Genomic DNA, 11,176 nt, shown 5'->3' with positions numbered 1-11,176 from the left:
CTCACCCACATCGGCGACACCGCCGACCAGCGGCTGGCCATCCAAGCCGCCTACCCGATCCACGGCTGACACGTCGGGCCGACCTAGAATTCCCACACTCTGAATAAGACCCTCCGCCACTATGAGCCGGGGTCAGGAGAGCCCCTGCTCGCACCAGACGACCTTGCCGCCGGAGGTGCGGCGCACCCCCCAGCGCCGCGCCAGCCGCCCCACGACGTGCAGGCCGCGGCCCGACTCCAGCATGTCGTCCTCGTCGTCGTGGAGGCGGATGCGGGGACGCCCGTCCGAGGAGTCGAAGACCTCGCAGACCAGGCCGCTCTCGCGCACCAGCCGCAGCGTGATGCGCCCGCCCGCGTGCCGGATCGCGTTCGTGACCAGCTCCGACACCAGCAGCATGGTGGAGTGGGTCAGGTCGTCGAGGTCCCAGCGGGCGAGCCGGTCGCGGACGAGGCCGCGGGCCCGGCGGACGGCGGCGGGCTCGGCGGGCAGCTCCCAGGTGGCGTGGTGGTCGGCCGGGATGCGCGCGAGCCGCGCCACCAGCATCGCGATGTCGTCGCGGTGCTGGTCGTCGTAGACGCCGTCGAGCGCCGCCTGGCACAGGTCCTCCAGCGGGCGTGCGGAGGCGCCCGGCCCGAACGTGGCGAGGAGGCGGGCCAGCCCGTCGTCGATGTCGCGGGCGCGGTTCTCGACCAGCCCGTCGGTGTAGAGGAACAGGAGCGTGCCGTCCTCGACGGTGAACTCGCGGGTCACGATCGGGCCGTCGCCGCCGACGCCGAGCGGCGGCGCGGGCGGCACCGGCAGGTACCGCGCGTCGGCGCCGGGCGGGGCGAGCAGCGGCGGCAGGTGCCCGGCGCTCGCGACCTCGCACCGCCCGCTGACCGCGTCGTAGACGACGTAGGCGCAGGTGGCGAAGTGCGGCTCGCGCTCGCCGAGCGTCCGCATCAGCGAGTCGAGCCGCTCCAGCGCCTCGGCGGGCGGCAGCTCCAGCCCGGCGAGGGTGTGGATGGCGGTGCGGAGCCGCCCCATCGTGACGGCGGCCTTCACCCCGTGCCCGGCGACGTCCCCGACGACCAGCGCGACGCGGGCGCCCGGCAGCGCGATCGACTCGTACCAGTCGCCGCCGACCTCGATGCGGCGGCTGCCCGGCAGGTAGCGGTGGTGCACCTCGACCGGCGACGGCGCCGACAGGCCCGTCGGCAGCAGGCTGCGCTGCAGCGTGAGCGCGGTCGCGCGCTCCCGCGAGTACTGGCGGGCGCTCTCCACGAAGATGGACGCCCGGTTGGCGAACTCCATCCCGATCTCGACGTCGTAGGCGTCGAACTGCCGGTGCGCCGTGTTGCGGGTGCAGACGAAGAATCCGAGCACGCCCGCCGCGGACACGATCGGGAGTAACAGCATGGACGCGCCCTTGAGCAGCTCCGCGACCGGCGGGCGGCGCCACGCGGTGGCGAGCCTGGCCGCGCCCTCGCCGCCGAGGGCGCGCAGCACCGGCTCGCCGGACGCCAGGCACAGCGCGTGCGGCGTGCCCGGCGGGTAGACGAACGACTCGCCGGTCGGGAACGTCGCGTCCCAGGCCGGGTCCTCGTCGTCGAACCCGATCGCCATCCGGCGCAGCTGCGGCCCGTCCGGGCCCTCCGGCGGCTCGTCGGCGTCGATGTGGCTCTCCGCCAGCAGCAGCGCGCCCGAATTGCAGAAATGCGGGACGAGGACGTCCATCAGGCCGCGGGCCAGCAATTCCAGGTCGAGGGTGGAGCCTATGCGCGGGAGCGAGTCGTCGAGCAGCGCCCGGCGGATGACGGCCGGGTCGACGAACCGGTCGGCGAGCGGCACCGGCACCCGGATCACGGCGAGCGCCGCGAGGTCGGGCGCGCCGCCCGCGCCGGGGCCGCCGCTCATCGGGTGGACGGTCACGACCGCGTCCAGGGTGCCGCTCGCGGGGGTCTCCACGGCGAGCATGGCGGTGCGCTCGCGGCCGGCCTTCAGCGCCTCCAGCAGCGGCTCGCGCGCGCCGGGGAACACCTCGTCCAGTCCGGCGCCCAGCAGGTCGTCCGCATTCCGGGCGAGCACGGCGGCGGCGTTGCGGTCGAACTGCAGAATTCTCCCCGATGAATCCATGCCGAGAATGAGAATTCGGGTCGACGACTCCATCGCTCGATTATGGGACATGGCGCGACCGGATGAGGCCGATACCGGAGGGGAGGCCCGCCGCTAACGGGACCCGTGGGTCTCGGCCAGGAACTGCCGCCAGGTCCGCGCGCCCACGGCGTGGGCGGGGGCGAGGTGGTGCCCCTCCCGGAACCCGCGCCCGGCCTTCCCCGGCAGCGGCAGCGGCACCCGGACGGGCCGCCGCAGGCCGCGCGCCTCCAGGTAGTCGCGCAGCATGTCCTCGACGGTGAGCACCTCCGGGCCGCCCATGTCGTCCACCCGCCGCGCGGGCCCGGCGGCGAGCGCCAGCTCGGTGAGCCGCGCCGCGACCTCGGCGGCGTCGATCGGCTGGTCGCGGAGCCCCTTCGGTACCGCGACCACGCCGGGCACCTTGGTGAGGACGCTGAAGACCGTGTCGGGGAGCGTGTGGAACTGGGTGGCCCGCAGGATCGTGTACGGGAGCCCGGAGTTCTCGATGTGCCGCTCCACCGCGAACTTGGTCTGGTAGTAGCCGTACGGGATCTTGTCGACGCCCACGATCGAGATGTAGATCAGGTGCGGGGCGCCCTGCCGCCGCGCCGCCTCGACGAGGCGCCGGGCGGCGGGCAGGTCCCGCTTGGAGTGGAACGGGTCGCTGGCGCAGTGCACGATCGTCTCGACGCCGCCGACCGCCGCGTCGACGCCCTCGCCGGTGTAGAGGTCGCCCTTGTGCCACGTGAGGCCGGGCTCCGGATCCCTCTCACGGCGGCTCAGGCCGTGCACGTCCGCGCCGGCCTCCCGCAGCAGCCGGACGACGGGCCCGCCCAGCGTGCCGGTGGCCCCGGTCACCAGGATCATCGGTTCCTCCTCGGTGTGCGATGACGCCATCACAAGACGGACGGGACGGGGCGCAAGGAATGTGACACTCCGGCCGCGCCGCCGTCAGGACGGTCCGAAGACCTGCGGCGGCGGGACGGGCGCGACGATCTCCTCGCCGTCGTGCAGCGGCGCCGCGCCGGCGCAGAACGCGGCGAGGTCGCCGCCGTCCATGACCCGCGCCCGCACCATGCCGCCCGCCGCGCGGCGGGTCAGCTCGGCGACCGGCAGCGGCTCCTGCGACCCGGCCACGATCAGGTTGCCGAACCGGCGGCCCCGCAGCACCCCCGGGTCGCCCATCAGCGCCGTGTGCCGGAACACCGACCGGATCGTGGCGGCCACCCGGCGCGCGAACGGCAGCCGGAACCCGTCGGCGACGTTGACCACGTAGACGCCGCGCGGCCGCAGCACCCGGGCGGCGTCCAGGACGAACTCGCGGGTGGCCAGCTCGGGCGGCATCGACGCCTCGGCGAAGGCGTCCATCACCACCAGGTCGTCGGCGTCGTCGGCGAGCGCCGCGATGCCGGTGCGCCCGTCGGTGACGCGGATGCGCAGGCCGGGGACGCCCTTGACGGGCAGCTGCTCGCGGACGAGCTGCACCAGCTCGACGTCGGGCTCCAGCACGATCTGCCGCGAGCCCGGCCGGGTCGCGGCGATGTAGCGGGGCAGCGTGCATCCGGCGCCGCCGATGTGCACCGCGTCGAGCGCCTCGCCGTCCACCCCGGCGCAGTCGACGACGTCGCCGATCAGCCGCATGTACTCGAAGTCGAGGTACGTCGGGTCGGACAGGTCGACGTAGGACTGCGGCACGCCGCCCACGAGCAGCATCCAGCCGCCGTCCCGGTCGGCGTCGCGCAGCAGCTCGGCCTCCCCGCCCGCGATCCTGTAGGTCCGGGGCCGGGGGCCGTGCCTGCCCTTGCGTGCCATGCCCCCACCCTACGGAGTGCGCCGCCGGGGCACCCGGCGGCCGTCAGGTTCGCTCGGTGACGGCGGCCTCGGCCGCGAAATGGCAGGCGCTGGGGTGGGCGGACCCGTCCCGCTCGACCAGGCTCGGCTCCTCCTCCGCGCAGATGTCCCGCGCCTTCCAGCAGCGGGTGCGGAAGCGGCAGCCGGACGGCGGGTCCAGCGGCGACGGCGGCTCGCCCTCCAGCCGGATCTGGCCCGCCCAGCCCGGCGCGTCCGGGTCCGGGACCGGGACGGCCGACAGCAGCGCCTGCGTGTACGGGTGCGTCGGATGCTCGTAGATCTGCGTCTCGTCCCCGGTCTCGACGACCTTGCCCAGGTACATGACGGCGACGCGGTCGGAGATGTGCCGGACGGCGGCCAGGTCGTGCGCGATGAACACGTACGCCAGCCCGAGCTCCTCCTGCAGCTCCGCGAGCAGGTTCATCACCTGGGCCTGGACGGAGACGTCCAGCGCCGACACCGGCTCGTCGCACACGACCACGTCGGGGCGCAGCGCGAGCGCGCGGGCGATGCCGACGCGCTGGCGCTGCCCGCCGGAGAACTGGTGCGGGTACCGGCTGACGTGCCCGGGGTCGAGGCCGACGAGCTCCAGCAGCTCCCGGACGCGTTCGCGCCGCTCGCCCTTCGGCGCGGCGTCCACGTGGATCGCGAACGGCTCGCCGACGATGTCGCCGACCGTCATCCGGGGGTCGAGGGACGAGTACGGGTCCTGCATCACCATCTGGATGCGGCGGCGCAGGGCCCGCAGCTCCGGCTTCGGCAGCGCGAACATGTCCCGGCCGTCGAAGCGGACCGTCCCGGCGGTGGGGCGCTCGGCGGCGAGCAGCAGCTTCGCCAGCGTCGACTTCCCGCACCCGGACTCGCCGACGACGCCGAGCGTCTCCCCGCGCCGCAGCTCCAGGTCGACGCCGTCCACGGCCTTGACCTGGCCGACCGCGCGCTTGACCAGCACGCCGCGCGTCACCGGGTAGTGCTTGGCGAGACCCTCCACCCGGAGGATCGGCCCGTTACTCGGGTCCGGCACCGTGGACCTCCTCGGCGAAGTGGCAGGCGGCGTCGTGTCCGGGCGCGACGGTGACGAGCGGCGGCCGTTCCGCCGCGCACAGCGCCTCGGCGCGGGGGCAGCGCGGCTGGAAGGGGCAGCCGGGCGGCAGCGCCGCCGGGTTCGGCGGCGCGCCCTTGATGGGGACGAGCGGCGCGCCGCGCCGGTCCAGCCGCGGCACCGACGCCAGCAGGCCCTTCGTGTACGGGTGGGCGGGCCGCGCGTACAGCTCGCGGGCCGGCGCCTGCTCGGCGACCGACCCCGCGTACATGACGACGATCCGGTCCGCGACGCCGGCGACGACGCCGAGGTCGTGGGTGATCAGCACCATGCCCATTCGCAGCTCCTCCTGGAGCCCCGTGAGCAGCCGCATGATCTGCGCCTGCACGGTCACGTCCAGCGCGGTGGTCGGCTCGTCGGCGATGAGGACGTCCGGCTCCAGCGCCAGCGCCATCGCGATCATGATGCGCTGGCGCATGCCGCCGGAGAACTGGTGCGGGTAGTCGCCGAGGCGCTTGGCCGCGGACGGGATGCGCACCCGCTCCATCAGCTCGACGGCCCGGTCCCGGGCCGCCCTCCGGCCGAGCCCGCGGTGCACCCGGTACATCTCGCGGAGCTGGTCGCCGACCGTGAACACCGGGTTGAGCGCGGTCAGCGCGTCCTGGAAGACCATCGAGATGCGGTCGCCGCGGTAGGCGCGGCGGCGGCGCTCGGGCAGGCCGAGCAGCTCCTCGCCGCGCAGCCGCACCGAGCCGCGCTCGACGCGGGCGGGCGGGACGTCCAGGATGCCCATCACGGCCTGCGCCGCGACGCTCTTGCCCGACCCCGACTCGCCGAGGATCGCCAGGGTCTCCCCCTCGTCGAGGGTGTACGACAGGCCGTTCACCGCGTGGACGTCCTGGCCGCGCACCCGGAACTTCACGTGCAGGTCGTCGACGCGGAGCAGCGGCGCGGGCGCGGGCGCCGGGTCGTCCTTCACATCCGTCAGCATGGTCACCGCAGCTTCGGGTCGAGGGCGTCGCGGACGGCGTCGCCGAGCAGCAGGAAGCTCAGCACCGTCGCCGACAGGAACGCGGCGGGGAAGATCAGCAGGTGCGGGTCCTCGATGAAGGAGTCCTTCGCCTGGCCGAGCTGGAGCCCCCAGGAGACCTGCGGGTACTGCAGGCCGACGCCGAGGAAGTCCAGCGTCGCCTCCCCCACGATGACGTTGCCGACGTTGAGGGTGGCGACCACGATCACCGGGGCGATCGCGTTCGGCAGGATGTGCCGGGCCATGATCCGCGCGTCGGACGCGCCGAGCAGCCGGGACGCCTGGACGTAGTCGGCGTCCCGGACGGAGATGACCTGCCCCCGCATGATGCGGATCATCGTCGTCCAGCCGAGCAGCACCAGCACCAGCGTCATCGCCCACACGCCGTGCGAGGGGAACGCCACGAGGATCACCGTGGCGCCCAGCACGAACGGCAGCCCGAAGAAGATGTCGGTGAGCCGGGCGACGAGCGTGTCCAGCAGCCCGCCGTAGTAGCCGGAGAGCAGCCCGAACACCATCGCGATCAGCAGGGCGAACACGGTGACGGCGACGCCGATCAGCAGCGTCGGGCGGGCCCCGTGCACGACGTGCGCGTAGTAGTCGCAGCCGGCGAGGTCGGTGCCGAACCAGTGGGCGCCGGACGGGCCGGCCTTGGCGTCGTTCGGGTCGCAGCCCTGGTTGACGTCCGCGGCGGTGAACAGCCTCGGCACCGCGGCCATCGCCGACACGACCGCGAGGATCAGCACCGACCCCCAGAACACCCAGCGGCGGCGCAGGTCGCGCCACGCGTCGTCCCACAGCGAGGCCCTGCCGATCTCGCCGCCCGCCGCGGCCACCGCGGCGGCGCTCGTCCCGGCGGCGCTCGGCCCCGCGGCGCCCGCCTCGGGTCCGGGCTCGGGCTCGATGCCCGGCGGCCCGGCGTCCTCGATCGTCATGCGCGCCTCACTCGTACCTGATCCGCGGGTCGAGCACCCCGTACAGCAGGTCCACGACCAGGTTGGCCAGCAGGAAGATCAGCACGAGCACGGTGACCGCGCCGACCACCACCGGGCCCTCCTTCAGCTGGATCGACTGGAACACCTGCTGCCCGATGCCCGGCAGGTTGAAGATGCCCTCGGTCACCACCGCGCCGCCCATCAGGTTCCCGAAGTCGACGCCGAGGTAGGTGACCACGGGGATCAGCGAGTTGCGCAGCGCGTGCCGGCCCACCACCCGCGCCCGCGACAGCCCCTTGGCGTTCGCGGTGCGCACGTAGTCGGCCCGCAGGTTCTCCGACAGGCTCGTCCGCGTCAGCCGCGCCACGTACGACAGGCCGAGCGAGCCCAGCACGATGCCGGGCAGCAGGTAGCTCATCGGCCAGCCCTCGTCCGTCCCGGCCGTGGGGAAGATCTGCCAGTGCAGCCCGAACAGCAGCTGCGCGGCGTACCCGAGGACGAAGACCGGGACCGCGATCACCAGTGTCGTCCCGCCGAGGACGAGGGTGTCGGCGAGGCTGCCGCGGCGCAGGCCCGCCCACGTGCCGAGCGCGATGCCGACGGCCAGCTCGAAGATCCAGGCCGTGAGGGCGAGCTGCGCGGTGACCATCCACCGCCCGCTGAGCATCTCCGACACGCTCTGGCCGGTGTAGTTCTCCCCCAGGTCGCCCTGGAGGAGGTTCCACATGTACTTCGCGTACTGCACCAGCAGCGGGTCGTTGAGGTTGTACCGGTCCCGGAGCGTCCGCAGGACGTTCTCCGGGACCGGCTTGTCCCCCGCCAGCGCCTGGATCGGGTCGCCCGGCAGCGCGAACACCATCACGTAGATGAGCAGCGTCGTGCCGATGAAGACGGGGACCGCCTGCAGGAGCCGCCGTAGGACGTAGCGCCACATCGCCGGCTACTTCACCGTCACTTCGGTGGCGACCAGGCCCGTCGAGAACGGGGTGATCTCAACGTTGTCGACCTTCTTCGAGCGGCCGCCCTGGCCGGCCCACGTCCAGAGCGGGATCATCGGCATCTCCTGGACGGCGATGTCCTCGGCCTGGTTGTAGAGCGCGATGGCCTGCTGCTGGTCGGCCGTCCTGTTGGCCTTCGCGATGAGGTCGTTGAACTCCTTGTTCTCCCAGCCCATGCGGTTGTCCGGCCCCCACATGTTCTCCAGGTAGTTCTGGGGGCTCGGGTAGTCGGCCTCCCAGTTCTGCCGGTACGGGCCCTTCTCCGTGCGGTCGCCCAGCATGGAGAAGTAGTCGGACGCGGGCACCTGCCGGAACTGGACGTCGGTGATGCCGAGGTTGTCGCGCAGGGAGTTCGCGACGATCCGCATCCACTGCGCGTAGGTCGGCTGCGAGTTGGAGAAGTACAGCTCCATCGTCCCCTTGAACCCGCCGGCCTTGTCGAACAGCTGCTTGGCCTTCGCCGGGTCGTAGGTGCACAGCTCGCCGCACGCGTTGTCGCGGTGCCCGGGGATGATGGAGGGGATGAGCGAGTCCGCGGGGAAGAAGTCGCCGTTGTAGACCGCCTTGTTGACGCCCTGGCGGTCGATGACCATCGAGACGGCCTTGCGCAGGTCCGGGTTGTCGAACCGCTTGTCGAACAGCGGGAAGCCCAGGTAGTCGGTCGTGCTCATCTTGCGGGCGAGGAACCGGTCGCCGAGCAGCCGCTTCGCCTCGGGCACCTTCGCGGACGGGATGGTCTGCAGCACGTCGATGCGGCCGGCCCGCAGATCGGTGTAGGCGGTGTCGGCGCTGGAGTAGCTCTTCCAGGTCACGCCCTTGTTCTTCGGCTTGCGCGGGCCCGTGTAGCCGGGGTACGCGACGAGCTTGATCTGCTTGTTGCGCTCCCAGTTCCCGTCCATCATGTACGGGCCATTGCCGACGGGGTGCTCCTCGAACGCCTTGAGGTCCTTGAGCCCGGCCTGCGGCATCGGCGCGTACGCCGGGTAGGTCAGCAGCAGCGGGAACTGGCTGAACGGGTCGTTCAGCGTGACCTTGAGGGTGTTCTGGTCGACGACCGCCACCCCGGAGAGCTTGTCGGCCTCCGGCTTGGCGTTCTCGTCCTCGGGGTTCATCTGCCCGTACCCCTCGATGTACGAGAAGTAGCTGTTGGCGCCCATGGCGTTCGGCCCGTACGCCGCGTGGTTCCAGGCGTCCGCGAAGCTCTGCGCGGTCACCGGCTCGCCGTCGTGGAACTTCTGCCCCGGCTTGACCTTGATCGTCCAGACCTTCTGGTCGTCCGAGGCCACGGACTCGGCGGCCAGCGGCACGGCCTTCCCGTCCGCGGTGAGCGTCATCAGGTTGTCGAACAGCTCGGTGATCACGTCGAAGGAGTAGCTGCTCGTCGTGTTGGCGGGCACCAGGTGGTCGGGCTCGGAGTGCCCGACGCTGAACGTCCCGTCGCCGGCCTCGGCCTCATCGCCCCCGCAGCCCGACACCCCCAGCGACGCGGCGAGCGCCACCGCGACGACCCCCGCGACCTTCCACCGCACACCCCTCTGGCTGGTCATGCTCCTCCTCGGCCGTCGCACGCGGGCGCTTGGCCACCCGCCGCACCTAGATTGCTCGCAGCGTCGTACTCCTGGTGACGCTTTGAACACATCGCTGACGGAGTCGAAACCGGATCGAGACGTTCTTGATCATGCAACCCCGCATCCGCCGCGAAACCCGCTTGAGCAGACGCACCACCCCGAACCCCCGCCTGGAACGCACGGCGAACGGCGCGGCGGGCAGCCGCGAAACTGATAGGACGCAGTGAACGACGGGACGGGCGGCGGAGAGGCGGGCGAGCGTGGCAGGCGAGGGCGCGGACGGCGAGGCGGGGAAGATCTGTGCCGATCTGATCCGGTTCGACACCACCAACCGGGGCGAGGGGGTGGCGCGTCCGGAACGGCCGGCGGCGGAGTACGCCGCGGGGCTGCTGGCCGAGGCCGGCGTCGACGCGACGATCGTGGAGTCGGCGCCGGGGCGTGCGAGCGTGCTGGCGCGGATCGCCGGTACCGACCCGTCCCACCCCGCGTTCCTGATCCACGGGCACCTCGACGTGGTGCCGGCCGACGCGGCCGACTGGACGGTGCCGCCGTTCTCCGGCGAGGTCCGGGACGGGTGCGTGTGGGGGCGCGGCGCCGTCGACATGAAGGGCAGCCTCGCGATGACCCTCGCGGTCGTGCGGCGGCGCCTGCGCGAGGGGCGGCGGACGCGGGGCGACCTGGTCCTGGCGTTCCTCGCGGACGAGGAGTGCACCGGCGAGTACGGGTCCCGGTACGTGGCGCGCGAGCACCGGGAGGTGTTCGACGGGTGCGCGGAGGCGATCAGCGAGTCCGGCGGGTTCAGCGTGGACGCGGGCGGGGCGCGGATCTACCCGGTGGCGACCGGCGAGCGCGGCACCGCGTGGATGAAGCTGACGGCGCGCGGCACCGCGGGGCACGGGTCCAAGCCGGCGCCCGACAACGCGGTCGCCGAGATCGCGCACGCCGTGTCCCGGCTGGCGGCCCACGAGTGGCCGGTGCGGCTGACGCCGGGCGTGCGGGCCCTGCTGGACGGCCTCGCGGACGCGCTCGGCACCTCCATCGACCATGACCGCCTCGACGCGGAGGCCGCCCGCCTCGGCCGCGCCGGGCACCTGTTCGCCGGGACGATCCGCAACTCGGCCAACCCGACGCGGCTGGACGCCGGATACAAGGTCAACGTCGTGCCCGGGACGGCGACCGCCCAGGTCGACGGCCGCTACCTGCCCGGCACGGGCGAGGAGTTCCTCGCCACGATCGACCGGCTGCTCGGCCCGAAGGTCACCCGCGAGTTCGTCAACTACGAGGAGGCGCCGGCCGCGGACCCGGCGGGCCCGACGTTCGCCGCGCTCGCGGACGCCCTGCGCGCCGAGGACCCGCTCGCCCGTCCCGTCCCGTACGTGATGGCGGGCGGCACCGACGCGAAGTCGTTCCACCGGATCGGCATCACGAGCTTCGGCTTCGCACCCCTCCTGCTCGGCCCCGGCCTCGACTACTTCGGCATGTTCCACGGCGTGGACGAGCGCGTCCCGCTCGACGGCCTGGCGTTCGGCACCCGCGTCCTCGACCGCTTCCTCGACACCCGCTGACCCGCCCCGGCCGCCGCCCGGCCCCGCGGACGCTCCTTCCCGGCCTCGTGGTGCGCGGCCGGGAAGGAGGGC

Annotated in this window: 9 protein-coding genes; 1 reads left to right on the top strand and 8 read right to left on the bottom strand. The window is 73.0% G+C overall.

Annotation, left to right across the window (positions count from 1 at the left end):
* Positions 1-132 precede the first annotated feature (132 nt).
* From SM611_RS37135 to SM611_RS37100, 8 genes are all read right to left on the bottom strand, one after another.
* Positions 133-2,115, bottom strand: a complete 1,983-nt coding sequence (locus tag SM611_RS37135) for an ATP-binding SpoIIE family protein phosphatase (protein WP_371955100.1) — start codon at positions 2,113-2,115, stop codon at positions 133-135.
* A 93-nt stretch (positions 2,116-2,208) separates the two neighbouring features.
* Positions 2,209-2,982: an SDR family oxidoreductase gene (locus SM611_RS37130; protein ID WP_371955099.1), complete on the bottom strand. Its 774-nt coding sequence runs from the start codon at positions 2,980-2,982 to the stop codon at positions 2,209-2,211.
* Between the two features lie 84 nt (positions 2,983-3,066).
* Positions 3,067-3,927 (bottom strand): spermidine synthase, encoded by an 861-nt coding sequence (locus SM611_RS37125; RefSeq protein ID WP_371955098.1) that lies wholly within the window; start codon positions 3,925-3,927, stop codon positions 3,067-3,069.
* Positions 3,928-3,970: 43 nt separating this feature from the next.
* Positions 3,971-4,990 (bottom strand): ABC transporter ATP-binding protein, encoded by a 1,020-nt coding sequence (locus SM611_RS37120; RefSeq protein ID WP_371955097.1) that lies wholly within the window; start codon positions 4,988-4,990, stop codon positions 3,971-3,973.
* Positions 4,974-5,999, bottom strand: coding sequence for an ABC transporter ATP-binding protein (locus SM611_RS37115; RefSeq protein ID WP_371955096.1), 1,026 nt, complete (start codon positions 5,997-5,999; stop codon positions 4,974-4,976). The genes SM611_RS37120 and SM611_RS37115 overlap by 17 nt, the downstream gene beginning before the upstream one ends.
* 2 nt (positions 6,000-6,001) lie before the next feature.
* Complete coding sequence (locus SM611_RS37110; RefSeq protein ID WP_371955095.1) at positions 6,002-6,973, bottom strand: ABC transporter permease; 972 nt, start codon at positions 6,971-6,973, stop codon at positions 6,002-6,004.
* Between the two features lie 7 nt (positions 6,974-6,980).
* Positions 6,981-7,907: an ABC transporter permease gene (locus SM611_RS37105; protein WP_371955094.1), complete on the bottom strand. Its 927-nt coding sequence runs from the start codon at positions 7,905-7,907 to the stop codon at positions 6,981-6,983.
* A 6-nt stretch (positions 7,908-7,913) separates the two neighbouring features.
* Positions 7,914-9,518, bottom strand: a complete 1,605-nt coding sequence (locus tag SM611_RS37100) for a peptide ABC transporter substrate-binding protein (RefSeq protein WP_371955093.1) — start codon at positions 9,516-9,518, stop codon at positions 7,914-7,916.
* A gap of 281 nt (positions 9,519-9,799) precedes the next feature.
* Between SM611_RS37100 and SM611_RS37095 the strand changes: the two genes are divergently transcribed.
* Positions 9,800-11,104, top strand: coding sequence for a M20/M25/M40 family metallo-hydrolase (locus SM611_RS37095; protein ID WP_371955092.1), 1,305 nt, complete (start codon positions 9,800-9,802; stop codon positions 11,102-11,104).
* The last annotated feature ends 72 nt before the right edge of the window (positions 11,105-11,176 follow it).

Source organism: Actinomadura monticuli, assembly GCF_041463655.1.
Lineage (GTDB): Bacteria > Actinomycetota > Actinomycetes > Streptosporangiales > Streptosporangiaceae > Spirillospora > Spirillospora monticuli.
This window is presented reverse-complemented; position numbering and strand designations above follow the sequence as displayed.

Excerpts from the sequence above, each read along its gene's own strand:
- SM611_RS37135 (WP_371955100.1), bottom strand. The coding sequence starts at position 2,115 with ATGGATTCATCGGGGAGAATTCTGCAGTTCGACCGCAACGCCGCCGCC.
- SM611_RS37130 (WP_371955099.1), bottom strand. The coding sequence starts at position 2,982 with ATGATCCTGGTGACCGGGGCCACCGGCACGCTGGGCGGGCCCGTCGTC.
- SM611_RS37125 (WP_371955098.1), bottom strand. The coding sequence starts at position 3,927 with ATGGCACGCAAGGGCAGGCACGGCCCCCGGCCCCGGACCTACAGGATC.
- SM611_RS37115 (WP_371955096.1), bottom strand. The coding sequence starts at position 5,999 with ATGCTGACGGATGTGAAGGACGACCCGGCGCCCGCGCCCGCGCCGCTG.
- SM611_RS37110 (WP_371955095.1), bottom strand. The coding sequence starts at position 6,973 with ATGACGATCGAGGACGCCGGGCCGCCGGGCATCGAGCCCGAGCCCGGA.
- SM611_RS37105 (WP_371955094.1), bottom strand. The coding sequence starts at position 7,907 with ATGTGGCGCTACGTCCTACGGCGGCTCCTGCAGGCGGTCCCCGTCTTC.
- SM611_RS37100 (WP_371955093.1), bottom strand. The coding sequence starts at position 9,518 with ATGACCAGCCAGAGGGGTGTGCGGTGGAAGGTCGCGGGGGTCGTCGCG.